A 26,175-nucleotide genomic window follows, 5' to 3' on the forward strand; every position below is an offset into this window, starting at 1 on the left:
CTTTCTAATTGCCAGTTAATAAAGGCTTATGTTTTTAAGTGTCCAGTCTGATCGGCAGGCGACGACTGCCCCAGGTTCCCGGCTTCTCGGCAAAAACACCGGCAATTTCACTGTTGCAGTGATTGCATAAGGTTTTGCCGTCTCTGCTGTGCAGATTCCATTCACTGAGGTCGTAACGGGTGCGGCCGATTACTTTTTCGCCGCAATGCGGACAGTAAGTCCCTTGGCCTTCGGGATCGAGTACATTTCCGGTATAGACATACTGTAACCCTGTCTGCATGGCAATTTTGCGCGCCTTTTCCAGCGTCGCAGCCGGAGTGGCCGGGTTATCCATCATCCGGTAGTCGGGATGATAGGCGGTGAAGTGCAGGGGAACCTGTTCTCCGCAATGTTCTGCGATCCATTCGCACATAGCGGCGATTTCCTGTTCACTGTCATTTTCGCCCGGAATCAGCAGTGTAGTCAGTTCCAGCCAGCAATCGGTTTCCTGACTGACATATTCGATTGTTTCCAATACCGGCTGCAACTTCGCGCCGGTTAATTGCTGGTAAAAGCGTTCGCTGAAACCTTTGAGGTCGATATTGGCCGCATCCATTGCCTTGAAAAAAGATTCGCGCGGTTTTTCGCTGATGTATCCGGCGGTCACAGCGACATTTTTAACGCCGACTTCGCGGCAGGCTTCGGCAGTATCGAGGGCATATTCATAGAAAATAACCGGATCGTTGTAGGTGTAGGCGACCGAGGCACAGTTGTGGCTCTGTGCCGCTTGCGCTAGGCTCTGCGGCGCTGCGCGGTCGAGCAGCCGATCCATATCTCTTGCTTTGGACATGTCCCAGTTCTGACAGAATTTACAGGCCAGATTACAACCCGCCGTGCCGAAAGAGAGCACGGAGGATCCGGGGAGAAAGTGGTTCAACGGTTTTTTTTCGATCGGATCGATGCAGAAACCGCTGGAACGTCCGTATGAAGTCAGCCACATTTTATCGTCTTTACGGCCGCGTACGAAACAGAACCCCCTTTGTCCCTCATGCAGTTTGCATTCGCGAGGACAGAGATCGCATTGAATTAAACCGTTCTCGAGTTTGCGCCAGTGGCCCACAGGGACGACCGAATCTTCGGCTAAATCGACATTTTTCATGGGTATTCTCTTGAAAATCATTTATTTACAGTTATATATAGTGGCAAAGGCACTATTTTTTCAAGGGTTTTATGCTTATGACATCAATTCGCGCAACGGCCGTAGCCGGTCTTTTCTATCCGGATAATGCAGAGCTTTTAAACGGTTGGCTGGCCAAGACACTTGGCGATGCGGCGAAGGGTAACAAGGTGGAAACGGCAATACCCCGTGCAATTATTGTTCCGCATGCCGGTTATATCTATTCCGGTGAGACCGCAGCCAAAGGATTTGAATTATGGAAAGGCGCGCAAGATAAAATCCGTACTGTCGTCGTGATCGGCCCTGCGCACAGAGTCGGATTTCGCGGCGTCAGCACGGTGGATTTTGCGGCTTTGGCGACGCCGCTCGGGGAACTGGGGCTAGACGCTAAATTACGAGACGAACTTTTACAGCGCTTTGACTTCCTGAGCATTCATAATGCGGCTCATGCGGACGAACACAGTCTCGAAGTTGAGTTGCCGTTTATAAAATATCTGTTGCCAGATGCGCAGGTGTTACCTCTGCTGAACGGCTCGGTTTCCGTGCAGGAAGAGGTCGATTTGATACGCGATTTATGGCGTAGAGACGGGGTCTATTTCGTTATCAGCAGCGATTTGAGTCATTTTCTCGAATATGACGATGCCCGCAAGGTAGATGCTGAAACGGCAGATTTAATTGAGGCTCGGGGTTGGCAGGCGCTTTCCGGTGAAAAGGCTTGCGGTTATAAGGGGATTCAAGGGGTGCTTGCCGCGCTGGAAGGGCAGTCATTACAGATCGAGCGTTTGCAGACTTTGAATTCCGGTGATACGGCCGGCGATAAAAGCCGGGTCGTTGGTTACGGAGCCTGGGCATTGTACGAAAATCCGCACGAGGTGAGCTAAATGCAGAAAAGTGAAAATGCACTAGAATACAAGCAGATAGACACGGCTTATGCGCTGAATGAACCGCAGCAGCAATGTCTGTTGTCTTTGGCAAAGGGTTCGATAGAAAAAGGCTTAAAGGGTGTTGAAAACAATGGGTTAACGGCGGAACTTAATCTGGATGGTCAGCTGGCCAACCCCGGAGCCAGTTTTGTCACCTTGAATAAAGAGCAGCAGTTGCGCGGCTGTATCGGCAGTCTGCTGGCGCATCGTCCTCTGGCCGAAGATGTCGTGGCCAATGCTTTCAATGCCGCTTTCAAAGATCCTCGTTTTGCCCCTTTACAGCTTGAGGAAACCGATTTGCTTGAAATGGAAATTTCCGTCTTGAGTACGCCGCAAGAAATACAAGCGATTGAAACGCTGGAACAGTTGCTGGAGAGTTTGCAGCCGGGTTTGGATGGTCTGATTCTGACCCAGGGTTTCAGGCGCGCGACCTTTCTCCCTTCGGTTTGGGAGCAATTGCCGGATAAGGAAGAGTTTGTCCGCCAGCTGATGCGCAAGGGAGGCATTATGCAGTGGAGCAGCGAAATTCGCTGCGAACGTTATCATTCGTTTAAATTCGGCGCTCAATGGCAGGAGATAGAATCGTCCTAGTGTTGAATTAAGCCGGAATTGCCAATAAAACCTTTAAGGTTTGTGAAAGCGTTCTAAAACAAGGTTAGAATAGTTGCCGCACCGCCTGTAATGCGAGGCGGTTTTGTTTTTTTATCGGTGTATGCGTTCGGTACGACAGTTATCATGTCGAATCCTGTGTTGCGTATTTTATGAATTTGTCCGCCAGGTGGCTGTTGTTTGAAGTTTTCGATTCAGGTTTCCATTGCAGATCAGCGACTCGATTTAACAGAGGACGGTCGTGTGCTTAAACGCTATTCCGTCAGTACGGCTATGAAAGGGCCGGGCAATACTAAAAATTCGGGGCAGACACCGATCGGCAAACATTACATTCGCGCCAAAATCGGTGGCGGAGCGCCCGAAAATACGGTTTTTGTCGGTCGCCGGACGACCGGCGAGATTTATTCTCAGGCTTTGGCCGAGCAATATCCCGAACGCGACTGGATCCTGACCCGTATTCTCTGGTTATGTGGCATGCAGCCGGGGATCAATCGTCTCGGGAATGTCGATAGCATGCAACGTTATATCTATATTCATGGAACCCCGGATTGTGAACCGATGGGAATTCCTTTATCGCATGGCTGCATCCGCATGCGCAATGCCGATATTATGGAACTTTTCGATCGGATAGGATACGGAACCGAAGTGGAGATCCTTCTGTGATCGGGTTTATTCTGCGTCTGTTCGGATCGATTCTGTTTGTCTCTTTTATTGTCGGAACGCTGGTCTTCATGCTGCTGCATCTGGTACCGGGCGATCCGGTTGCCGTCATGCTCGGCGACTGGGCGTCTCCGGCAGACGAACAGGCGCTGAGAACGCAGCTCGGTCTCGATATGCCGATCTGGCAGCAGTACTGGCACTATCTTGCCGGTCTTGTTCAAGGAGACTTGGGCAATTCGCTGTTTTATCAGCAACCGGTTGCCGATTTGATTGCCGAACGTTTTCCGTTGACAGCGCACCTGGCGGTAATGTCGCTTTTTCTGGCCATTCTGATCGCTTTCCCTTTAGGAATCTGGGCGGCGCTGCGCGCGGGCAGGTGGCCGGATCATTTGTCCATGGGGGTTTCGCTGCTTGGCGTTTCCATTCCGAATTTCTGGTTGGGGCCAATGCTGATTCTGGTGTTTGCATTGTGGCTTGGCTGGTTGCCGGTCAGCGGTGCGCAGCAGCCGTGGTCATGGGTTTTGCCGACGGTGACCCTGGGAACGGCCTTGGCCGCTATTCTGGCGCGTATGTTACGCGCTTCTCTGCTTGAAGTGATGCATGAGGATTATATTCGTACGGCTCAGGCCAAAGGCTTGTCTTCGATTCAGGTGTATGGCCGCCATGCGCTGTTTAACGCACTCTTACCCGTCGTAACCATTCTCGGTTTGCAATTGGGTACCCTGTTGGGCGGAGCCGTGATTACCGAGGTGGTTTTCGACTGGCCGGGACTGGGAAATCTGCTGGTTGAATCGATTCAGCGGCGGGATTATCCGGTTGTACAGGGGTGTATTCTGGTAATCAGTGTCGCCTATATCAGTATTAACGGTCTGACGGAGCTGGTGTACGCCTGGCTCGATCCGCGGATCCGTCTGGCGAAATAGAGGAATATCGGCTGCTACCGATAGGTATTGTGATTAGGGATGATTGGTAAGTTCAGTTTTCTACTTGTATTTCTATGGCTCTTGATGGCAGTGTCTGCGTTTTTTATCGGCGAGGGCGCTAACCAGGTCAATCTGAACCTGCTTTTGACTCCGCCCGGCAGCGAGCACCTTCTCGGTACCGACGAACTCGGCCGTCCATTGCTGCAAAGAGTGGTTCTCGGCGCACAGACCTCGTTAATGGTGGCACTGAGTGTGGTCGTGTTTTCGGCGATGATCGGCACCACTATCGGTATCGTCAGCGCTTATTACGGCGGTTGGATAGACCGTGTTCTAACCAAAATCATTGATGTCTTTCTCGCTTTTCCCGGTCTGTTGCTGGCCATTGCGCTGGCGGCGGTGCTCGGGCCCGGAATCGAAAATGTCATCTTTGCACTGGTTGTCGTCGGCTGGGTCGGTTTCGCTCGTCTGGCGCGTGCACAGACCTTGAGTTTGCGTTCTCGGGAACATATTCTGGCGGCAAAAGCCTTGGCGGTACCGAACTACCGTATTTTTTACCGTCATCTGCTGCCGCTGATTCTGGCTCCGCTCGGAGTGGAAGCCACTTTTGGTATTGCCGGAGCGGTCATCGCCGAGGCAGGATTGTCGTTTCTCGGCCTGGGTGTCCAGCCGCCGGAGGCGTCATGGGGAAATATGATTAAGGAAGGAACCCGTTATCTTCTGGTGGCACCGCATCTGGTTCTGGCGCCGGGTATTGCGCTTATGCTGCTGGTTCTGGCCGTCAACCTGTTAGGCGATCAGTTACGCGACTATTTGGATGTCAGAGGTCGCCACCAGCATAAGGCCTAAGCACTTGCGCAAATTGATTTGATTAATCCAGCCAGCGGATATCGTCGCCACACTGGATTTCTCCGGCTTGCAGGACTTCGCAGCGTGCGCCACCGCGCCAGTCAGGTGTCAGGGCGGCTTTCAACCCGGGGGCCAATTCATCCATTCTCGGACAAGGATCGGTTTCGCGAGTGATTCTGCAGATAACGCTTTCTCCGATTTGCAGTCGACGCCCGATATCCTCCGCCGAGAAATCGATATGGTCGGCTAAAAGGTTGGCCCGGCGTTCCTGCCAGTCAATCTCTGCACCGGCGTCTGCACAAGCTTGTTGCCACGCGTCGCGGCTTAGAATGGTAAGGCTGGTGCTGGCACGTTTATTACCCTGGTGGTCTCCAAGTCCGTTTTCGGTATTGACAAAAGCGTGCTGATGAAGAGTAATAGGGCCTCGGCTCTGTTGATGGGTTGCTATGGCCAGTAACTTCGGCATGGTAAAAGCTCCGTTTAGGATAAAATCATCGGGTTAAATTTTTACTATTTTATAGCGTTCCGATGACAGCAGAATGAAAAACGCAGCTCGATTTGCACAGGCAAAACTGTATGAATAACAAAACAAGACGCAAAGGAATTGTATGGTAAATCAATCCGGTAAGGCGATGTCTTTAGGCTCGATTATGGTTGATCTGCAAGGTACCTCGATGACCAGTCAGGAACGGGAGCGCTTACTTGATCCGAAAGTCGCCGGCGTCATTCTATTCAGCCGGAATTTTGAATCGGTCGAACAGTTGCAGGCTTTGACGACGGAGATTCATAAGTTGCGGCATCCGCGTTTATTGATCGGCGTTGATCATGAAGGCGGCCGGGTGCAGCGTTTCCGTCAAGGCTTTACTCATCTTCCGCCTATGCGTCTATTGGGCGCTTTGTATCAAAAAGACAAGAAAGCGGCACTGGATTATGCTCACAAAATCGGCTGGCTAATGGCCGCAGAACTGTTAAGTGTCGGCGTCGATTTCAGCTTTGCCCCCGTATTGGATCTTGATTACGGTGGCTCCAAAGTGATCGGCGACCGGGCATTTGCGGCGCATCCGAAAGAAGTGGCCGAACTGGCGCTGCATTTAATGAATGGTATGAAGCAGGCGGGAATGGCCTCGGTGGGCAAACATTTCCCAGGGCACGGTTTTATCGAGGCCGACACACATACTGAAACCGCAGTCGATCCGCGCACGCTGCAACAGATTCAGCAGCAGGATATGCAGCCATTTCTGAGCCTGATCGAAAATGGTCTGGATGCGATTATGCCGGCGCATGTGATCTATCCTCAGGTAGATTCCAAGCCGGCGGGCTTCTCTGAATTCTGGTTACAGAGAGTCTTGCGTCAGCAGTGTCATTTTGAAGGCGCGATTATCAGCGATGATCTATCTATGCAGGCTGCCGTTGAATATGGCGATGTTACCCAGCGGGTTGAAGCCGCGTTACAGGCCGGTTGCGACCTGGTTCTGGTCTGTAACGATCCGCAGGCTGCGGATCAGGTATTGGCCAGAGTGCAATGGGTCGGTGATCTCCTGAGTCATGCCAGATTGATTCGTCTGCATGCTCATCATCAGCATCAGATTCATAAACTGCGCTATGAACCTCTCTGGCAGGCTGCGGTACAGGCAGTAGATCACCTCAACGGCTGGGCGGAAAAGCATGTCACGGACAACACGACAGGCGAATTTTCCGCGTCACTGTTAAATTAATTCCAACTGAATCAATTCTTAAAGGTTTTATCAATGACATTCGGCATGCAAAGCTTAATGGAACTCTGGGAATATCTGGTTATGCTGTTCGGTGGACAGGTATGGCTTTTGATGGTTACGCTGATCTTAACTGCAACGGCTGTGGCCGATGTTATTCAGAGAAAGGTTTTAAGTGTTCTGCATAACCAGCTGGTTAGAAGAGAAAAAATCTGGCTGGACAGTTTTGTCGACGCGGCGCGCTCTCCGGCGTCTTTCTTTATCTGGGTAACCGGTACCGTTCTGGCGTTAAATACGTTGATACTCAAAGTCGGAATTTACGTCGAGCTGGTTAAATACATTACCGATTTCAAATCGACCATTCTGACTTTGTCGGTCGGTTGGTTTGTGATTCGTCTGGTACAGCGTCTGGAACTGCATCTCAAAGATGTGGCCAAAGAAGACGACCGTTTGGACGAGGTAACCGTCGAAGCGCTGGCCAAAATTATCAAACTGCTGGCGTTTGTTCTTACCGGTCTGTTTTTCCTCAGCGCCTTCGGAGTCAGTATGACCGGGTTGCTCGCTTTTGGTGGGGTCGGGGGTATTGCCGTCGGTTTTGCCGCTAAGGATCTGCTGGGGAATGTGCTCGGAGGCTTGATGATCTATCTGGACAAGCCATTTACGGTAGGCGAGTGGATTCGTTCACCGGATAAGGATATTGAAGGGACGGTTGAAAATATCGGCTGGCGTATGACAACGGTGCGCACTTTCGATAAGCGTCCTCTGTATATTCCGAATGGGATTTTTGCCAATATCTCGATCGAGAATCCGTCGCGCATGACCAACCGGCGTATCAAGGAATCCATGGGTATTCGTTACGCAGATGTCGGTAGAATGAAATTGATCGTTGACGATGTACGTAGTATGTTGCTGAATCACCCGGAGATCGACACCACTCAGACGTTGATTGTCAACTTCAACGGCTTTGGCGCATCGTCACTGGATTTCTTTATTTACACCTTTACCAAAACCACCAACTGGATTCTGTTCCACGAGATTAAGCAGGATGTACTGCTGAAAGTGAGTGAAATCGTTGAGAATCATGGTGCGGAGATGGCCTTCCCGACACGAACCCTGTACATCGAGAAGGACGAAGTGGAAACTGCGGCGAGCGAGCCAGCGTCAGAGCAACGCTGACGCTGGATTAAAAGTTGGCTGCGGTCGTATGATGGCTCTCAAGTTTCGCCTTGAGATTGGTCAATGATTGATAGGGCATGTCTACCGCCATGCTGTTAGCCAAACAACTCGGCAATAGTCCGCCGGGCTGCGCCGCCATTTCGAAAATGACCCGAGTCGTGTTGTCATTGATTTTCTGCAGCTTCCAAAAGCCGTTCAATTCGGTAATGCGTACCTTGTTTTCTTTTAACGGAAGCGCATCCGGTTTCGCTTGCAGAGTGATCGTGATTTCGTCCTGTTTTGCATCATCGACGGTAACCTGGGTTACGCTGTCGCGATCGCTGACCGGCCAAGGGGCATTGGTGACACTGTAAATCAAAAACTGTTTGTCTCCGGTCTGTTTAATACGTTTCGCTTCCAGAGTATTGAAATACCACTCTTTGGCTTTTGGCGTATCGGAAATAAAATCAAACACTTGCTGAATCGGAGCGGCAATCGTTACCTCGCCGCGAAACGCCTTGAATTCCGAGTTTTCGACTTTTTTGGTCCATACGCGCACATCGTTATTATCAACGGTAGTCTGTTCCTGCCACGCCTGAGCCATCCCTGTATGGAAGAATAAACTGATAGCAGCCGCAGTCATAAACTGTCGTAAAGTCATTGCGGAAACCTCTTATATAAGAAAATACTGATATGATTATATCTAAAAGTTTTGCAAAATAATATAAGTAAATGATTATATTATTTAATGATAAGTCTTAAGGATAGGCTTATTCGATTAGAATAAGTTATTGAAAACTAAGGAATGGCGGGGGTTAGAGGATAATGACTTCCGGTTCCAGATAGACGCCGAACTTGTGGTTAACGGCTTCCTGAACTTGTTGCGATAACTCGACCAGTTCGTTTCCTTTCGCTCCGCCGAGGTTGACGATGACCAGCGCATGTTGTGCGGAAACGCCGGCCGCGCCGATATGTTTTCCTTTCCAGTCACATTGCTCAATCATCCAGGCTGCGGGAATCTTATAGGTTCCATCGAGCATTTTGTGGTGCGGTAGATCCGGGTTCTGTTCCTGGAGTTGTTTGAAATAGTCGGCATCGACAACCGGGTTTTTGAAAAAGCTTCCGGCATTCCCCTCTACGGCAGGGTCCGGAACACGTTGCTTGCGGATTTCGACGACGCGGTCGAAGACCATTTTCGGCGTAATGCTGTCTTTGTTGATAATGTCTCTGAAAGAGTCTCTTAGAGGCTCGTACGAAAGGTTGGGTTTGCCGCTGGCAAATTTTCTCAAGCGCACTGTGATACGGAATACCATCAGGCGGTTGATGTATTCCTGCTTGAAGATGCTGGTGCGATAGCCGAAGTTACATTCGGCGTTGCGGAATTCTCTATGCTGGCCGTCAAATACATTCAACGTTTGTACACGGGTAATCACATCCTGAGCTTCAGCTCCGTAGGCTCCGATATTCTGCACTGGTGCTGCACCGACCGAGCCAGGAATCAATGCGAGGTTTTCAAGCCCCCACCAGTTGTTTTCGACGCTATATTTAACCAGATCGTGCCACTTGACTCCGGCACCGACCGTCAGCCAGACGTTTTCGTTGTCTTCTTTGACGACGCGGATTTTATTGTAACTGCAGCGCAGTGTCAGGCCCTGAAAGTCATGGGTAAACAGAAGATTACTGCCGTCACCGATAATTCGCCAAGGTAGAGAGGCCAGTTTTACATCGGTGCGCAGTGTCAGAATATCACTCTGCTTATTGATCTCGACGTAGTATTGACTGCTTACATCGACATGAAAAGTGTTGTGTTTGAGTAGGGAGTAGTTGGCCTGAATGTGCATAGCATTTGTGTATAATGATTCCGCAGTAGGGGAGTATTATAAAGGAATATTTATGGGGCAACTAAATCTTTCTAAGGAATCTTGGTCATCCCAGACAGTCTTTATTTTAGCAGCCGTCGGTTCGGCCGTTGGCTTGGGGAATTTATGGAAGTTTCCCTACATTACCGGTGAAAACGGCGGCGGAGCTTTCGTCTTGGTCTACCTGATCTGTATCCTGCTGATCGGAGTTCCGGTTCTGATCGCCGAATTTCTTCTGGGTCGCTCCGGTGGCGCCAACCCCCTGCAAACCATGGCCAACCTTACGCGACGGCACAAGGCCTCCAAACTCTGGTGGCTTCTCGGACTGAACGGTGTTCTGGCCGGCGTTCTGATTCTCTCGTTTTATACGGTTATCGCCGGTTGGGGTGTAGCCTATTTCATCAGCAGCTTGCAGGGCGGATTCGATCATATTTCAACCGAAGCCGTCGGTGCACATTTCTCAGGTTTATTGCAAAGCCCCTATCAACTTCTGTTCTGGCATACGGTTGTCAGTATTGCGACGGTTATGATTGCCTCCCGGGGGATCCGCAGCGGTATCGAAAAAGCGATTAACTTTATGATGCCGGGGCTGCTGATTATCCTGCTGATTCTTCTCGGTTACGCGACCACCACCGGCGCTTTCGGCCAGAGTTTCAGTTTCCTGTTCAGTCCGGATTTTTCCAAGCTCAGCTGGGAAGCGGTGTTGATTGCAATGGGGCACGCCTTCTTTACCTTGAGTATCGGTATGGCGGCAATGATGGTTTACGGCTCGTATCTGGGCGAAAAGCAGTCGATTATTAAAGCAGGACTGTGGATCGCTGCAGCGGATACCTTGATTGCGTTGCTTGCCGGTCTGGTGATCTTTTCGATCGTGTTCGCCAACGGTATGGAACCGGGGTCCGGACCAGGACTTCTGTTCCAGACTTTACCGGTTGCTTTTGGTCAGATGTGGGGCGGTGTCTTTTTCGGAACCCTGTTTTTCGCTCTGGTGGTTATGGCGGCTCTGAGTTCGGCCATTTCATTGATTGAGCCGGCCTTAAGCTGGATGGAACAGAGCTGGGGAATGAAACGCGCCAAAGCGGCATGGCTTCTGGGATCAGTGATCTGGTTTATCGGTATAGGCACGGTATTTTCTTTCAACCGTTGGGAAGACTTCGAGGTATTGGGCGGACGCAACATCTTTGAAACACTGGATTTCATCACCACCAATATTATGCTTCCACTGGGCGGAATGCTGATGTGTGTATTTGTCGCCTGGGTTATGAACGATCAGGTACGCGAAGATCAGTTGAAACTGGCGCCTTTGTGGATGAAACTGCTGGTTTTTGATCTCAAATGGATTGCCCCGGTTGCCGTAATGGTGGTTTTTGCCTCCAATCTGGTTGCGGCCGACAGTACTGTTATTATGGTCGGCATCACCCTGATGCTGTATTCCGCCTATATCTGGCAGCGAAAAAGCCGTCTGGCTTAGTCTGGCTTAAGGGCTTGCTAAAACCTTTTCAGGACACGGTTTAAAAAAACGTCCGGGCAAGCAGCGGGGCGGCTCTCTCTTGAAGAGACGCAGCATGCTCTAGTCGTGACTGCTTTCTTTATATTCCTGAGTCCACGCAGGGTCGAATTCGATCTGGTTTAATTCCAGTCCCAGATCCGCCATACGTTTTTCCAACTCATCTTTCTCTCGCTGTATATCCAACAAGGCCGAACTGTTTTGATCGAATTTATGCATTTGCGTCAGTCCGAGATGGTAGAAGCGCAGGATTTTCATCGCTTGCTGGTCGCCTTGCTGTGCCGATTCCTGAATATGGCGCAAACGATTGGTGACATGCATTAAATTGCGTTTCAGGCGAAAGCCGTACATTGCCTCGTGCATAAAAGGTTTGTCGGCCATAAACGTCTTGACGATAAAAGCGGTAATCAGCAGGCCGACAAAAGCGCCCAAAAAGTTCAGGACCAAGTGGTTATTGTTGTACGGGCCAAGGTAGTGGACGCTCAGGCTGGCAAAAATAAAGCCGATCACAATGAAGATGGCCATCATGATTAAGGTCGCGTTACGTGATTTAGTGCGATAGACCTTTGGGTCGATAGGTTCGATCTGAAACATAGCCGCTCCGTTTTCCGTTCGTTAATCCATTAATGACAGACGGCTATTTTAGAGAGAATTTGAGATTTGTCAGCTATTCGGTGGAATTTTCCTGCGCGACAGGCATTTGATATCCTGTGCGCAGGGGATAGGGAGCGTTTATTGGACGCCGTCCAGTCTGCCGGTGGTGTCGATATCGTGATAGCGTTTGCAGGCTTCGAACACATACTGGCTGCAGGCGATGCTGTAGAACTGTTTCGCCTTGATCAGATCCTGTTTGACAAGTTGTTCGTATCCGGTCGCATACATATTGGCCAGAGCAAACGCTCCTTGCGGAGAGTTCTGGGCACTTGCCGATTTGAGAAGTTCGATGGCCTGTGCCGGGTTTTTATTGATTTTCCCTTCCAGAATCCATTTGGACATAATGACTTTCGCCTGCGGATTGTCTTTTTCGACCGCTTTTTGCACCCAGTTGCGCGCTTTATTCGCATCCGCTCCAACGCCCGGTGCACCTTGTTCATACAGCATTGCAAGGCGGGTCATGGCCAAAGGTTCATCGCGATTGGCGGCTTTATCAAACCAGAAAAGTGCGTTTTTTGCATTGCGTTTGACGCCGACGCCGTCGGCATACATAACACCGGTGTTATACATCGCTAGAGAGTAGATTGGATCCTGTAGTTTTTCGCGCAGCGCCTGACGCGACAGCTCGCGATGCCAGTGAAAGGACTGCTGATAGTCGACGCTTCGGGAATTCATCGCATCGCCGTAGATTCGCGCCAGCTGGTATCGGGCTTTCGGATCGCCCTTGATCGCCGCCTGACAAATCTTTAGAGCTTCGCCCTGGAAAGTATTCAGACAGGCATTGGGATTGAAAGCATACAGTTGCTGGCTGATCAGCATGGCGCTCAGCGCGGTGAGCAATTTTCCGATGACGGAAAAACGTTGTTTTTTTGGGGTATTGGTGTTGGGAGAGCTAAGTAATTTCATAGAGTTCTGTTGTAGTGTTTTTGTGGTTGCCGTAAAGGTCTTTCAATTACGGAACTTAACGGTTTTGATGCTGAAAAATACGATTAAAAACTGCTAGTTAATATAACGGACTCGTTGTGGATTAACAATCGCTTCTTGCTGTTAAATGGCATGTGTTTACATTTTACTTGGCGTTAGGGATAAAACCTCTTGTCGTAAGTGCGTGCCGAATTAGCGGTTGAATTCCCGAAGATTCCCGTTATACTGATTGGCAAATTTGTCGGAGTGCCTTTAGACATAGGCTGAGATCGCGCAAGCGGGATCCGTTGAACCTGATCTGGTTAGTACCAGCGAAGGGAACAATCGTCAGAATGAAACCTTAGTGCTGCATGACTGTTTTCAATTTTTGAAGACAATTCTGTCAGTGACACCTTAATGAGATTCTTTCGAATCCAAGAGTTTTCATTTCCTCTATTTAGATGTCTATCGAGTTCTTCGCCTAATTAAATTTATTGTTAATTGATAATAGGCAAGAAAATGAGTTCAAATCACAAAACGACTGACCGTCGCGAGCGTCGAGCGGCTGCCGAAGCGTTTATCCAGAACGTTTCCGGGCAATCTTTTCCCAATTCCAAAAAAATCTATGTAGCCGGACAACTGCATCCGATCAAAGTCGGCATGCGCGAAATCACTTTGAGCGATACTTACGTTTCCGGTCCGGAAGACAATCCTGTGATGGAAAAAAACGAGCCGGTATGCGTTTACGATACCTCCGGTCCCTATACCGATCCAAGTGTGACTATCGACGTTTACAAAGGTCTGCCGAAATTGCGCCAATCATGGGTTGTCGAACGCGGCGATACCGAGGTTCTGGATTCGGTCACTTCTAAATTCACTCAGGAGCGCCTCGCCAATGAAGGGCTCGATCACATCCGTTTTGAAAACCTTCCCGAAGTACGTCGTGCAAAAACGGGCAAGAACGTCACTCAGATGCACTATGCTCGTCAGGGTATTATCACGCCGGAAATGGAATATATCGCGATCCGCGAGAATATGAAGCGCGCAGAGGTTCGTGACGAGATGATCCGTCAGCAGCATGCAGGGGAATCTTTCGGCGCCAGTATTCCTCAGGAGATTACCGCGGAATTTGTGCGTGACGAAGTGGCCCGCGGTCGAGCGGTCATTCCGTGCAATATCAATCATCCGGAATCGGAGCCGATGATTATCGGGCGTAATTTCCTGATCAAAGTTAACGCCAATATCGGCAACTCTTCGGTCGGATCGTCGATTGCCGAAGAGGTCGAGAAACTGGTCTGGGCCACCAAGTGGGGCGCGGATACGGTAATGGATCTGTCGACGGGCCGAAATATCCACGAAACGCGTGAGTGGATTATGCGCAATTCGCCGGTGCCGATCGGTACGGTTCCAATCTATCAGGCTTTGGAAAAAGTTAACGGAATTGCCGAAGATCTGACCTGGGAAATCTTCCGCGATACGTTGATCGAGCAGGCTGAACAGGGCGTTGACTACTTTACGATCCACGCAGGTGTTTTATTGCGCTATATCCCGATGACCGCCAAGCGTGTAACCGGTATCGTCTCACGCGGAGGTTCGATTATGGCCAAATGGTGTCTGGCGCATCATCAGGAAAATTTCCTGTATACGCATTTTGAAGAGATCTGCGAAATTATGAAAGCCTATGACGTCAGCTTCTCGCTCGGTGACGGTCTGCGTCCCGGGGCTATTGCCGATGCCAATGACGACGCGCAGTTTGCCGAACTGGAAACGCTTGGCGAATTGACCAAAATCGCCTGGAAGCATGACGTTCAGGTGATTATCGAAGGCCCCGGGCATATTCCGTTGCACATGATCAAGGAGAATGTCGATAAACAGCTTGAGGAATGCGGCGAAGCGCCTTTCTATACGCTTGGGCCACTGACCACCGATATCGCGCCGGGTTACGATCACATCACCTCCGGTATCGGTGCAGCCAATATCGGTTGGTACGGGTGCGCCATGCTGTGTTATGTCACTCCGAAAGAGCATTTAGGGCTGCCGAATAAGGATGATGTCAAAGAAGGCTTGATGGCTTATAAGATCGCGGCCCATGCCGGCGATCTGGCAAAAGGTCATCCGGGAGCGCAAATTCGCGATAACGCTTTGTCCAAAGCGCGTTTCGAGTTCCGTTGGGTTGATCAGTTCAATCTGGGTCTCGATCCGGAGCGCGCCCGCGAATACCACGACGAAACCATTCCGCAGGAATCCGGAAAGGTGGCGCATTTCTGCTCGATGTGCGGACCGAAATTCTGCTCGATGAAAATCTCTCAGGAGGTGCGCGATTATGCGGCTGAACAGGAAGCGGCCGGTAATAACGGACAGATCACCGAGATCACATTGGACGAAATCAAAGCCGGCATGAAGCAGAAATCTCAGGAATTTGTGCAAGCCGGTAGCGAAATCTACCAGAAGGAAGCGTAAATGAGTGGCCGAGTCGATCGGTCTGTGCAAACAGGGACCAAGCCTAAAATCGCCATTTTAGGTGCTGGTCTTCTGGGGCGTCTTTTGGCATTTTCGCTGAAAGACGAGATGCAGATTGATCTGTTTGATCAGGATGATGGTCAAGGGGAGCAGAGTGCCGCTTATCTGGCGGCAGCGATGCTTGCGCCTCTGGCTGAATCAGCGGAAAGCGGTACCGGCATTATGCGGCTCGGAGAGATTGCGCTGGAACTGTGGCCGAGGATTTTACAGTCTTTACCGAAGAAGGTCTTTTTTCAGCGAAATGGTTCACTTCTGCTCGCCTTCGAACAGGACAGAGCCAGTTTGGAGACTCTGCAGAGGAACTTGAAAGGGGATAATTACCGGCGGATTGATCGTGCCGAGATTGCCTCTCTCGAACCGGAGATCAATCAGCGTTTTGCGCATGCTCTGTTCCTTCCCGAAGAAGGGCAGCTGGACAACCGTCAGTTGCTTGTCGTCCTAGGTGAAGTCTTGCGGGTGCATCCACATATTGACTGGCAAACACGCAGCCATGTCCGGCTTTGCGAACAAGGTTTACGGGTAAATGACGAATTCCGAAACGGGTATGACTGGATTGTCGATTGTCGCGGTTTAGGCGCGGCAGAAGACGCTCAGCCGGATCTGCGCGGTGTTCGCGGGGAAGTGGCGCGGGTGCATGCACCGCAGGTGACTTTGCAGCGCCCGGTGCGTTTAATGCACCCCCGTTATCCGATCTATATCGCTCCGAAACCGGACCACCATTTCGTCATAGGGGCGACTCAGATTGAAACTCAGGATCGGCGTCAGCCGACGGTGCGTTCTGCGTTGGAACTGCTCTCTTCCTGTTTTTCGGTGCACAGCGGATTTGCCGAGGCGGAAATTCTGCAGATTCAGTCGGGTCTCAGACCAGCATACCTGCATAACGAACCGCAGATGCGGGTTAAGGGGAAAATCATCAGTCTTAACGGCCTGTTCCGACACGGTTATCTGCTTTCTCCGGTACTGGTAGACCTGTGTCGCAGCTATCTGCTTGGTCAACCGATGGATCAGCGTTATCTGCACGCCTTGCCGGAACTGTTGCAGATTGCTGATGATGCTCATGCTTTTCAGGAGGCGTTATGAAAATTGAAATCAACGGTCAAGTAATGGTTCTTGAACAGGCGCAGACTCTGCAGATGGCCTTGTCGCTGTTCGGGGCCAGAATGCCCTATGCGGTCATGCTCAACGAGGAGTTTATTCCGAATTCCGAGCACGAACATCGTGTTTTGCATGCCGGAGATAAGGTTGAAGTCGTCACTGCGATTCAAGGTGGCTAAAGTGGCTAAGGCAGCTGAAAAAGAGTTTGTTAACACGGCTCGTAAACGTATCTTTACAGAATTCAGGAATTAAAATTATGTCGGGTTTAAATATTTATGGCACTGAGCTGAAAAGCCGGATGCTGATCGGCAGTGCGCTCTATCCGTCGCCTAAAGTGATGCAGGAAAGTATTCTGGCATCCGGTGCGGAAGTGGTGACGCTGTCATTGAGTCGTCAAAATCCGCAACAGGCTGGCGGCGAAAACTTCTGGAACATTATCCGTTCGCTCGGTTTGAAACTCTTGCCGAACACGGCAGGTTGTCACTCGGTCAAGGAAGCGGTCAATATGGCCAAAATGAGTCGGGAGTTGTTTCAGACCGATTGGGTCAAACTGGAACTGGTTGGCGATGATTTCAATCTGCAACCGGACCCGATTGATCTGGTCAAAGCGACGGAAATCCTGTTGAACGACGGCTTTAAAGTCTTGCCTTACTGTACCGACGATCTGGTTATTGCCCGCCATCTGGTCGAAGCGGGCTGCAAAGTGATTATGCCGTGGGGATCTCCGATTGGCACCGGCAAAGGGCTTTTGAATCCTTATGCGTTGCAGGCCATTCGCGACCGTTTCCCGGAGGTGACGATCATCGTCGATTCGGGAATCGGTGTACCATCGCATGCGGTTCAGGCGATGGAGATGGGGGTTGATGGAATTCTGTTGAATACTGCCGTAGCGCATGCACAGCAGCCGCAGAAAATGGCGCAAGCGTTTCGCGGCGCCATTGAAGCGGGCCGTCTTGCGTATGAGGCTGGACCCATGGCGGAACAGCACGCCGCCAGCGCTAGCACGCCAACACTGGATTCGCCTTTCTGGCATTCTGCTTAGCAAAACAACTTAGTTAAATTTTGCGAGTTAAAAAGCCACTTATCTGTATTAATAAGTGGCTTTTTTGTTTTTTTATTGGGTTGAAAATGTGTATTATTAATCCAAAATCAATTTTTAGCGATCGACAGGTTTCTATGTCAGATAGCAGATAACAAAGCAAATTGACTGGAACACATAAATAAGTCTGGCAGAGTGACCGCTCAAACCGGCTAAGCGCCAATAATAGGGCAAATATGCCTGATACTAAATGTTAGGTGTTTACATGGATTTCGAGTTCATTGTAAAAATGGTATCAACGGTTTCGGTTGCTGTTATAGGCTGGATCGTTGCTCATTACTTTACATCACGCCGAGATATGGCAAATAAAAGAAGAGAAATACAAACCCAATACCTTATCGATGCATATCGCAAAATAGATGGCGCTATTGAGCCCGTGCAATTCTCAAAGGAATGGTGTGAGTCATTACAAAGCTCATTTTCTGATATTCAGCTATTCGGAACTAACCAGCAAATTGAATTAGCGCACGAGTTTGCAGAAATTTTGCTTACACAAGAAAAAATCAACCAGAACATACTAAAAAGTCTTCTTCATGATTTGCGTGCAGATTTACGAAGTGAATTAGGCTTAGAAAGCACCGATTCAAGTATCGGGCATATAAGAATTCATGAAACAAAAAACACCTAACAAGTCGTTCGTGTGGGACGCTGCGCCGCAATACGGCACGCGCCCCACAGCTTGAGCGTTAGTCATTAAGGAAATATCAATGGAACTTCAGGAATTCATAAAAACAGCATTAACAGAAATCGTAGCTGGTGTTGCAGAGGCAAGCGAACAATCAGAACCTCTTGGTGGTAGTGTTGGAAGTATGAAACTCTATGGTTATACCAAAGAAAATAAAGTAATCACAAATAATAATGACAAACCTATTGCAATGGTTGAGTTTGATATTGCATTGACTGAGGTTTCAGGAACTGATACAAAAGGTGGTATTGGCGTTTATTTGGGTGCTGTTGGGCTTGGCTCGCAAGGCGCATCTCACGGTGAGACATCAAGTCACTCACGTATAAAGTTTTCTGTACCTGTTGTATTACCTGATGCAAAAGGCTAAAAAAATACTCAACCCGACCGCGCTAACGCGCGGTCGGTTAGCTTAAATGTTAGAGTGACGGGAATCACATTGGAAACAGAAGTTATTGAAGAGCAAGCAGCAAAAGCAGTCGGCTTAATTCTATTTGAATTTACTCGACTAGACTCAAACCTTGGACTTTTTGTTGTATGGACCAATGAAGGGCAAAATCTAAAGCATCTAACTTCAAAATTTGAAGGAAAAGGATTTAGTGACCGCCTAAAATTCATTGAAAACCTTGCACAGAAGAAATTCGATATTGGTTCAGTAGAACTTAATAAATACAATAATTGGCTTAAGAGTGCTCATGAAATCAGAGATATTAGAAATAATCTTGTACACGGCCGTTATGGGTTTATTCCACAAACTGGGCATGTTGCAAACGTAGTTGGTCTGCCAACTTCTTCAGAACAAAGTGAAACACGTTACACAATCAAAGAACTTAATAATATTATCAAACGTATAAAAGAATTAAGTAAAAGGATGCATGAATTAAGATTTGAGCATCCAATTTAGTTTACTCTAACAATTCACTCAACCCGACCGCGCTAAAGTACGGCTGGTTAAGCTTAAACGTTAGATTCCACAAATGTGGGAAAAGGGGACGCTACCCTTTTCCCAATCCTCGAGTTACCTTTCTGGCATTCGGCTTGAAGTAAATGCGGATCAGTCAAATCCATATCATCAGGTATTCTCGGTCGTTGATTGCTTGTATGCGACAGCCTGATTTCGGCCCTGATTTTTTGCCGTATACAGGGCCTGGTCGGCTTGCAGCAGAATTTCTTCTAGCGAGTATTGTCCCGGAGGCGTTTCGGCAACACCGAAGCTGGCGGTAAAGTGAAGGGTTTGCCGGTTGCGTATCAGCTCGGAGTCAGCGACGGAAAGACGTAATTTTTCGGCGACATGCAGTGCGCCGTTCAGGTCGGTTTGCGGGAGCACAATGGCAAATTCTTCACCGCCAAGTCTCCCGATCAGGTCACAAGCGCGACAGGAGTTTTTGAGTGTCTTGGCAAAAGTCTGCAATACCAGATCGCCTGTCGCGTGTCCGTAAGTGTCGTTGATATTTTTGAAATGGTCGATATCGATCATGATAATCGACGTTGCGGTTTGCTGACGAACCGCGTTCTTTAATTCCTGCTCAGCCAGCTCAAAGAAAGCTCTGCGGGTTTTGACATTGGTTAAGACATCGGTATAGGCCAGCATCTCGGCCGCTTCTTTCGCTGCGAACAGCTCATGTGTCCTTTCCTGAACCTTATCATCCAGTTCTTTGTTCAGGACCTTCAAAGCGGCCTGATACTCGTTCACGCTATGGATCATCTGGTTATAGCTGTCTTTCAGCAAGAGGATTTCATTATTGTCCGACCAGGGGATATCAAGCGTAATCGGGTGAGGTTGATTGCTATCCTGCTGTTTGATTTTACGGGTAAATTCATTCAGCGGCTTACCAAGGTAGCGTTTAATGAAGTAAAAAATGATAAACCACAGCGCCAGCGTTTTGATGACCGAGTTGATCAGGATAAGAAAAAAACCGTATTTAACGCGTTCAAAAACCAGCCGCTCGTTTGAGTAAATGGTGACCTCTCCAAGCGGTTGAGGATTTTTAAATGCGGGTCCCTGATAGGTAATCGGAAAGGTATAACCAAAGAGCGCATCGGCTCCCAAACCGGTTTCGGTGGCTTGTCCGGGTTTGCCGTCGGTATCGAAGTAGGCAGGGTGACTGTCTTTGTCCAAAATGGAGCCGATTTTATAATCCATTTTGTGGTCAAGTGATTTGACTTCAATGCCGACCACAATCGGACTGTTGTAAACGCCGCGTAAAATCGATTGCAGCAACTCCTGATTATAGGTCCAAACGGAGTCGCTGATTCCCTGTCCGAAGGTCGTCGGTAACAGCTGGATCTCTTGATAAAAACTTTCTTTGGTGTTTTCGTATTCCTTGTACAACTGAACCACGGTCACGATAACGGCTACAAGAAAATAGAAGCCGAAAATGACCGTCAGAAGATGCAGTGCAATGGAGTGACGAAATGACATGGGCGTTTAGGTGACTTTCATACCGGTTTTATGGTTTGGCTTTCCAATCCTGTATTCCGTAGTTCGAGAGTATTTTCTGTAACTCTCCCGTCTGGCGCATGTTTTCAATTTCGTCGGATAAAATCTGCGCATAGATTTTCGATTTTTCGTTTGCCGGGGAGAAACCGGTGAAGACATCGATAACAACAGGGGTGGTGCCGGAAACGCTGATCAGGTCCGATTTGCCCATTTGTTGCAGTTTGTATTCCAAAACGCTCTTATCTTCGATAACGGTGGTCAGACGACCGGCCAACAGCATCTCAAGCAATCTTTCCAATGGTTTTTCGCCGGTGATTTCCAATACGTTGTCAGGATGTTGATTGATGTAGTCCATCAGTTCAGGTTCTACATAGTCATAGCCCTTAATAACACCGATCATTTTTGCCTGTTTCAGCGAGTCGGTTCCGGTGTAGCGCCAGGTACTGTCTTTTAAGCTGAAAAAAGTGGTATTGCTGATGCCTTGCACTGTTGGAGGCATTATAAAGTCGGGTGCTTCTTCTCGAAAACAGGCTTCGGTTGCATCCAGTTTCCCTTCTCTGACAAGAGTCAGGCCGCGAGAATAAGAAACTTCAACAAACTCGACTTTATGGCCGTGTTTTTCCATGGCGGCAACCAGCATGTCGCCCAGGTAGCCAACCTTGCCATTATTCTGGGACGGAATACAGTCATAGGGACACCATTCATCCGTAGCGACTCTTAAGGTGTCGGCAGATGCCGAAAGAGGCAGAGCCAAGGCCAGAGCGAAAATAGAGATGTATTTTTTTAAGCAGTGCGTTTGCATATTGTGTTTCCAGATAAACGAGCAAATAAGCCTAAATAAGCTTAGGGATGTCGATAAGTTTCGTGTGAGAATCTCAACGGCTTAATCTACCGAGCTTAAGTAGAAAAGCTTATACAGTATAAAGCTTCCGGCTTCAGCTTGCCCTTGTTTGAGGTCATTTTGAGCGCTTATTTATTTAGATAATTGATTGACCAAACACGTTTTTCTCGAAGTGTGGCGATAACTCAGTTTTATTTGTCTTGAAGTTTTAAGGTTTTTGATACAAGAAAGCCGCCAGAAATCTTCTGACGGCTTTTATGTCTTGTAACTACGATGTTGTTTTACAGGGCTTGGATTCTGACCAGAGCGCCGAAGATAGGGTGGTCAAAGTAATGCAGTTCGCCGCTATCCGCTTTGCGTTTTTCCTGTAGCTTGAAACGCCAGGTCGACGGCAGGTTGTATTCGTCAAGACCGAGACGTTGCGCAAATTCGGCGCGTATGGCGTTTGGAATGGTTCTTTCCAGTTCGAGGTCCAGCTCAATGTGCGAGAACTTGGTTTTGTAGACTTTGACCGTTCCCAGAAGCGAATCGCCACCATGTTCTTTCTCGATCAGCACTTTCGGTGACTTACGGGATTCGTAAGCGAACTGAGTCCAGCTTTCGTGGAAAATGACTCTGTATCCGCGATTCATCCGTTTTGCAACGTCAGTCAGCGCTAAATTGCCGGAGCGCAGATATAGCGGTTTCTGGTTTGTTGTCAGGTACGACGTGCTGTTGCTTAAATCGACGCTGGATGCAATCTCCGGCCAGTTCTCTTCGGTCCAGCCTTTTAATGCAAGCTGCTCGAAGACAATGACTTCCACCTGATAGCGAGGCGTTTTATCTTCCGCGTACGCATTCTGACCGGCTATCAGGAAGAGGATAAAGAGGGTGCTGAGGAGAGCCCAATTGCGAAGTGTATTGCGAATGGTCTCGGTGTTAAGCATCATGGAGTGGGTGCGCATAAGGTTTTTTCCGTCTTTATGATGGGCGAATTTGTTTAATCAATAATTCGATAGCGGCCGTACGCTCTTCTAGAGTTGGCATTGTATCGAAAAACTTCAATTCGCTCTGTCCTTTCATCTGATAATTTTTCGGATGTTTTTGAATCAACTGAATCAATTTTAGCGGATCGATATCGGGTTGCTCGTTAAATACGATGCGAATCATCGCTTCCGACGCGTCGATTTTGATAATACCGAGCGGCTCGACCAGCAGTTTTATTTCGGTTACAGCGATCAGGTTTTTGACCTGAAACGGAAGCAGCCCGAAACGATCGATCATTTCGACTTCCAGATCTCTTAAGTTATCAAGCGTTTCGGCACTTGCCAGGCGTTTATACAGAACCAGACGACTGTGAACATCCGGAAGATAGTCTTCCGGGATCAGTGCCGGTTCGTCAAGATCGACTTCGCAACCGTAATGCAGTTGAGTATTCAACTCCGGCTGCTTACCGGATTTAAGCGCTTTAACCGACTTGTCGAGAATCTCGCTGTACAGACCGAAACCGATTTCCTGTATCTGCCCGGATTGGCCGGAACCGAGCAGTTCACCGGCCCCGCGGATTTCCAGATCGTGGCTGGCGAGCATAAAGCCGGCGCCGAGTGTATTGTGTTTGGCGATGGCGCTAAGGCGTTTATCGGCATCCTTGGTCAGCATTGCCTTGTCTCCGGTAAACAGATAGGCATAGGCTTTGTGGTGCGAACGGCCAACGCGACCGCGTAACTGATGCAGCTGGGCCAGCCCGAATTTATCGGCGCGGTGAATCAGTATCGTGTTCGCTGTCGGAATGTCGATACCGGTTTCGATAATCGTCGTGCACACCAGAATATTGAAACGGCGGTGGTAGAAATCCTCCATGACCGATTCCAACTGTTTTTCATTCATCTGACCGTGCGCATAGGTGATTTTTGCTTCCGGGATCAGCTCTTGCATCTGTTCAACCATGCGTTCAATGCGATCGACATGGTTATAAAGCAAATACACCTGACCGCCGCGGCGGATTTCGCGCAGACAGGCCTCGCGAACTGTTTCCGGGTTCCACTGCTGAACGAAGGTCTGCACCGCCAGACGTTTGGCCGGCGGGGTAGCAATGATCGAAAGGTCGCGCAAATCGTTCATGGCCATGTTCAATGTTCGCGGAATCGGCGTTGCCGTCATGGTCAGAACATCGACCTGGGCGCGAATTTTCTTTAACTGCTCTTTCTGGCGAACCCCGAAACGATGTTCCTCGTCGATAATAATCAAGCCGATCTGTTTGTATTTGACATCTTTCTGAATCAGCTTGTGAGTACCGATAATAATGTCGACTTTACCGTCGGCAAGGTCGGCAAGAATTGTTTTCTGCTCTTTGGCGTTCTGGAAACGGGACAAGACTTCAATACGAATTGGCCAGTCGGCGAAACGGTTGCGGAAGTTTTCAAAATGCTGGTGGGCCAGCAGGGTCGTCGGCACCAGCATGGCTACCTGACGACCGGCATGCGCGGCTATAAAGGCCGCTCGCATGGCGACCTCGGTTTTCCCGAAGCCGACATCGCCGCAAACCAGACGATCCATCGGTTGCGCGGACTTCATATCGGCCAGCACCGATTCGATGGCGATATACTGGTCCGGCGTTTCTTCAAACGGGAAACCGGCGACAAAACGGGCGTAGGCTTCGTCGTCAAGATCGAAAGCGTAGCCTTTGCGTGCAGCCCGTTGAGCGTAGATATCCAGCAACTCCGCAGCGACATCGTGCGCTTTCTGTGCCGCTTTCTGTTTAGCCTTATCCCATTTATCACTGCCGAGCTTGTGTAAAGGCGCGGTTTCCGGAGTGGCTCCGGTATAACGGCTGATCAGATGCAGTGAGCTGACCGGGACATACAGCATGGCTTCGTTGGCATACTGGATTTTAAGAAATTCGTGTGCGGTACCGCGGACATCCATGGTTTCCAGACCGAGATAGCGCCCGACACCATGGTCGATATGTACGATCGGGCTGCCTTGCTCAAGTTCGACCAGATTGGCGATCGCAGTGTCGAAGTCCTGATGCTTACGGTTGCGACGGCGGCGCTGCAGTACGGTCTGTCCGAAGATTTCCGCCTCGGTAATCAGGCAGATATCGTCGAAATAGATCGACTCTTCGAGCGGCGCGACGATGATTGCGGTAGCGAGTTGTCGGCTTGTATGCGCTTTTTCCAGCCAGTTTTGCAATTCCTGCCACGACTGGCAAACCTCCGGGGTTTGCGCCGATTTTTGGGTAAGCTGTTTTCGCAGAACGGTCATCAGTGTTTCGCGGCGACCGGTTGACTCGGCACAGAAAATGACCGGCTGATCGACTTGGTCGAGGAAGCTGTTCAGACGAGCCAGCGGGTAGTCGCTTTGCGATTCTATCCCGAGGTTCGGCAGATTGTGTCGATTGAATTTGTGCGTCGCCTTTTTGGCGGAGTCCTCGGCCGAGATGGAAATTCGGTGATAGGATTTAAGGCCGTGCATCACTTGATCGGACGGTACCAGCAGGTCCTGCGGCTTGATCAGCGGAAAATCGCTGTTGTACTGACCGACCTGATAACGTTCCTGATACTCTTTGAGGTTTTTTTCCAGCGCTTCCTCGATGCTGTCGAAATCGATTATCAGCGTCTCTTCTGGCAGGTAGTCGAAAAGGGTCGCGGTCTGTTTATGGAAAAACGGCAGGTAGTATTCCAATCCGCCGATCGATTCGCCGTCGCTGACATGACGATACAACTGGCTGTTACGAGTCTCATCGCCAAAGTAGTGTCTGAAATTTTGTTTAAAGGTATCAATGCCTTGGCGGTTTAAGTTAAATTCTTTTGCTGGTAAGAGGTCGACGGCGTCGATACTGTGGGTGGTGCGCTGCGTTTCCGGATCAAAGCTGCGGATGGAGTCGATTTCATCGTCGAACAGATCGAGGCGGAAAGGGGTTTTCGATCCCATCGGGAAGAGGTCGATAATACCGCCGCGAACGGCGTAATCGCCATGATCCATAACCTGACTGACTCGCTGATAACCGGAGATATCCAGCTGTTGAATCAACTGTTCCTGATCAAGACGGTCGCCTTTTTTGAAGAGAAACGTAAACTGTGCGAGAAAGGTTTGCGGTATCAGTTGCTGATTAAGCAGATTGGCCGGAATAACTAAAATCCCGGAACGAGTTTTAGGCAGATAATGCAGCGTTTTCAGACGTTCGGAAATCAGATCCTGATGCGGCGAAAACTGGTCGTAAGGCAGGGTTTCCCACTCCGGAAGATTGAAAACCGGACAGTCGTCATTGTCGGCGGCGAAATATTCGATCTGCTGTTGCAGTTGACTGGCTTTTTGCGAATCGGCTGCCAGTACCAGACAGAAAGGGTGCTGCTGCTGAAGTTGACTGATGAATAGTGCGCTACTGGCCAGATTTAAAGGCGTGGTAACGGATTTGTGTCCGGCTACGGTAAAGTCGGATAAGGGAAAAAAGTTCTGTTTTTTTACGGCCATGACTGAAGTTATATATCTAAATCAAGCGGTTTATTCTAAACTACCGGGGCTTTTATGTACGCCTATTATAGGGATCTAAAGCCGATCTGTAGGTATTAAAACCGATGCAGCAGGCTTGAATGGCACAAATCATATACAA

25 protein-coding genes and 1 riboswitch are annotated in these 26,175 nt (G+C 49.3%); of the genes, 15 read left to right on the forward strand and 10 right to left on the reverse strand.

All coding sequences use genetic code 11. The features are described 5' to 3' along the window. Nucleotides 1-34 precede the first annotated feature (34 nt). Nucleotides 35-1,138 (reverse strand): AmmeMemoRadiSam system radical SAM enzyme, encoded by a 1,104-nt coding sequence (gene amrS / locus J3999_RS10500; RefSeq protein ID WP_208127858.1) that lies wholly within the window; start codon nt 1,136-1,138, stop codon nt 35-37. A 77-nt stretch (nt 1,139-1,215) separates the two neighbouring features. On the opposite strand from amrS, the gene amrB reads away from it, so the two are divergent. From amrB to J3999_RS10525, 5 genes are all read left to right on the forward strand, one after another. Further along, nucleotides 1,216-2,037, forward strand: coding sequence for an AmmeMemoRadiSam system protein B (amrB, locus tag J3999_RS10505; RefSeq protein WP_208127859.1), 822 nt, complete (start codon nt 1,216-1,218; stop codon nt 2,035-2,037). Continuing rightward, nucleotides 2,038-2,670 carry an AmmeMemoRadiSam system protein A gene (gene amrA / locus J3999_RS10510; protein WP_208127860.1) on the forward strand — a complete coding sequence of 211 codons (633 nt, stop codon included), beginning with the start codon at nt 2,038-2,040 and terminating at the stop codon, nt 2,668-2,670. Nucleotides 2,671-2,868: 198 nt separating this feature from the next. Further along, nucleotides 2,869-3,351: a L,D-transpeptidase gene (locus J3999_RS10515; RefSeq protein ID WP_208127861.1), complete on the forward strand. Its 483-nt coding sequence runs from the start codon at nt 2,869-2,871 to the stop codon at nt 3,349-3,351. Then, nucleotides 3,348-4,271 carry a nickel ABC transporter permease gene (nikB, locus tag J3999_RS10520; protein WP_208127862.1) on the forward strand — a complete coding sequence of 308 codons (924 nt, stop codon included), beginning with the start codon at nt 3,348-3,350 and terminating at the stop codon, nt 4,269-4,271. The genes J3999_RS10515 and nikB overlap by 4 nt, the downstream gene beginning before the upstream one ends. Nucleotides 4,272-4,355: 84 nt before the next feature. Next, nucleotides 4,356-5,117, forward strand: coding sequence for an ABC transporter permease (locus J3999_RS10525; RefSeq protein ID WP_371811881.1), 762 nt, complete (start codon nt 4,356-4,358; stop codon nt 5,115-5,117). A gap of 22 nt (nt 5,118-5,139) precedes the next feature. Here the strand turns inward: J3999_RS10525 and J3999_RS10530 are convergent, their stop codons facing one another. Continuing rightward, the gene (locus tag J3999_RS10530; protein WP_208127864.1) at nt 5,140-5,583 is read right to left on the reverse strand and encodes an MOSC domain-containing protein; all 444 of its coding nucleotides are present in this window, start codon (nt 5,581-5,583) and stop codon (nt 5,140-5,142) included. Between the two features lie 142 nt (nt 5,584-5,725). Between J3999_RS10530 and nagZ the strand changes: the two genes are divergently transcribed. Both nagZ and J3999_RS10540 read left to right on the forward strand, forming a co-directional pair. Beyond that, nucleotides 5,726-6,832 carry a beta-N-acetylhexosaminidase gene (gene nagZ, locus J3999_RS10535; protein WP_243755454.1) on the forward strand — a complete coding sequence of 369 codons (1,107 nt, stop codon included), beginning with the start codon at nt 5,726-5,728 and terminating at the stop codon, nt 6,830-6,832. Between the two features lie 33 nt (nt 6,833-6,865). Next, entirely contained in the window at nt 6,866-8,005 is a 1,140-nt protein-coding gene (locus J3999_RS10540) for a mechanosensitive ion channel family protein (protein ID WP_243755455.1), read from the forward strand. Nucleotides 8,006-8,012: 7 nt separating this feature from the next. Here the strand turns inward: J3999_RS10540 and J3999_RS10545 are convergent, their stop codons facing one another. Together J3999_RS10545 and murB are read right to left on the reverse strand one after the other, a co-directional pair. Further along, the gene (locus tag J3999_RS10545; protein ID WP_208127865.1) at nt 8,013-8,645 is read right to left on the reverse strand and encodes an START domain-containing protein; all 633 of its coding nucleotides are present in this window, start codon (nt 8,643-8,645) and stop codon (nt 8,013-8,015) included. Between the two features lie 154 nt (nt 8,646-8,799). Continuing rightward, nucleotides 8,800-9,825: a UDP-N-acetylmuramate dehydrogenase gene (murB, locus tag J3999_RS10550; RefSeq protein WP_208127866.1), complete on the reverse strand. Its 1,026-nt coding sequence runs from the start codon at nt 9,823-9,825 to the stop codon at nt 8,800-8,802. A 52-nt stretch (nt 9,826-9,877) separates the two neighbouring features. Between murB and J3999_RS10555 the strand changes: the two genes are divergently transcribed. Beyond that, nucleotides 9,878-11,314 carry a sodium-dependent transporter gene (locus J3999_RS10555; protein WP_208127867.1) on the forward strand — a complete coding sequence of 479 codons (1,437 nt, stop codon included), beginning with the start codon at nt 9,878-9,880 and terminating at the stop codon, nt 11,312-11,314. A 99-nt stretch (nt 11,315-11,413) separates the two neighbouring features. Here J3999_RS10555 and J3999_RS10560 read toward each other — a convergent pair whose 3' ends face one another. Then, the gene (locus tag J3999_RS10560; protein WP_208127868.1) at nt 11,414-11,944 is read right to left on the reverse strand and encodes a DUF3087 family protein; all 531 of its coding nucleotides are present in this window, start codon (nt 11,942-11,944) and stop codon (nt 11,414-11,416) included. Nucleotides 11,945-12,082: 138 nt separating this feature from the next. Next, entirely contained in the window at nt 12,083-12,910 is an 828-nt protein-coding gene (locus tag J3999_RS10565; protein ID WP_208127869.1) for a tetratricopeptide repeat protein, read from the reverse strand. Between the two features lie 250 nt (nt 12,911-13,160). After that, nucleotides 13,161-13,265: riboswitch (TPP riboswitch) on the forward strand. A gap of 161 nt (nt 13,266-13,426) precedes the next feature. Here J3999_RS10565 and thiC point away from each other — a divergent pair. The 7 genes from thiC to J3999_RS10600 all read left to right on the forward strand — a co-directional run bounded on the left by thiC (nt 13,427) and on the right by J3999_RS10600 (nt 19,207). Next, on the forward strand, nt 13,427-15,367 hold the full coding sequence (thiC, locus tag J3999_RS10570; protein WP_208127870.1) for a phosphomethylpyrimidine synthase ThiC: 1,941 nt from the start codon (nt 13,427-13,429) through the stop codon (nt 15,365-15,367). Continuing rightward, a complete protein-coding gene (locus J3999_RS10575; RefSeq protein ID WP_208127871.1) occupies nt 15,368-16,507 on the forward strand; it encodes an FAD-dependent oxidoreductase in 1,140 nt (379 codons plus the stop codon). Beyond that, nucleotides 16,504-16,701, forward strand: a complete 198-nt coding sequence (gene thiS / locus J3999_RS10580) for a sulfur carrier protein ThiS (protein WP_208127872.1) — start codon at nt 16,504-16,506, stop codon at nt 16,699-16,701. Before J3999_RS10575 ends, thiS begins: the two co-directional genes overlap by 4 nt. A 77-nt stretch (nt 16,702-16,778) precedes the next feature. Continuing rightward, nucleotides 16,779-17,564, forward strand: coding sequence for a thiazole synthase (locus J3999_RS10585; RefSeq protein WP_208127873.1), 786 nt, complete (start codon nt 16,779-16,781; stop codon nt 17,562-17,564). A 262-nt stretch (nt 17,565-17,826) separates the two neighbouring features. Next, entirely contained in the window at nt 17,827-18,249 is a 423-nt protein-coding gene (locus J3999_RS10590) for a hypothetical protein (protein ID WP_208127874.1), read from the forward strand. A 79-nt stretch (nt 18,250-18,328) separates the two neighbouring features. Further along, nucleotides 18,329-18,673: a hypothetical protein gene (locus J3999_RS10595; RefSeq protein WP_208127875.1), complete on the forward strand. Its 345-nt coding sequence runs from the start codon at nt 18,329-18,331 to the stop codon at nt 18,671-18,673. Nucleotides 18,674-18,742: 69 nt separating this feature from the next. Continuing rightward, on the forward strand, nt 18,743-19,207 hold the full coding sequence (locus J3999_RS10600) for a hypothetical protein (RefSeq protein WP_208127876.1): 465 nt from the start codon (nt 18,743-18,745) through the stop codon (nt 19,205-19,207). 168 nt (nt 19,208-19,375) lie between these two features. Here the strand turns inward: J3999_RS10600 and J3999_RS10605 are convergent, their stop codons facing one another. From J3999_RS10605 to mfd, 4 genes are all read right to left on the reverse strand, one after another. Further along, nucleotides 19,376-20,725, reverse strand: coding sequence for a diguanylate cyclase (locus J3999_RS10605; protein WP_208127877.1), 1,350 nt, complete (start codon nt 20,723-20,725; stop codon nt 19,376-19,378). 28 nt (nt 20,726-20,753) lie between these two features. Then, nucleotides 20,754-21,545 (reverse strand): ABC transporter substrate-binding protein, encoded by a 792-nt coding sequence (locus tag J3999_RS10610; protein ID WP_208127878.1) that lies wholly within the window; start codon nt 21,543-21,545, stop codon nt 20,754-20,756. Nucleotides 21,546-21,865: 320 nt separating this feature from the next. Further along, a complete protein-coding gene (locus J3999_RS10615; protein ID WP_208127879.1) occupies nt 21,866-22,528 on the reverse strand; it encodes a CsiV family protein in 663 nt (220 codons plus the stop codon). 16 nt (nt 22,529-22,544) lie between these two features. Further along, nucleotides 22,545-26,036 (reverse strand): transcription-repair coupling factor, encoded by a 3,492-nt coding sequence (mfd, locus tag J3999_RS10620; RefSeq protein ID WP_208127880.1) that lies wholly within the window; start codon nt 26,034-26,036, stop codon nt 22,545-22,547. Nucleotides 26,037-26,175: the final 139 nt, after the last annotated feature.

This window comes from Thiomicrorhabdus sp. 6S3-12 (genome assembly GCF_017571475.1).
In the GTDB taxonomy this organism is placed as follows: Bacteria; Pseudomonadota; Gammaproteobacteria; order Thiomicrospirales; family Thiomicrospiraceae; genus Thiomicrorhabdus.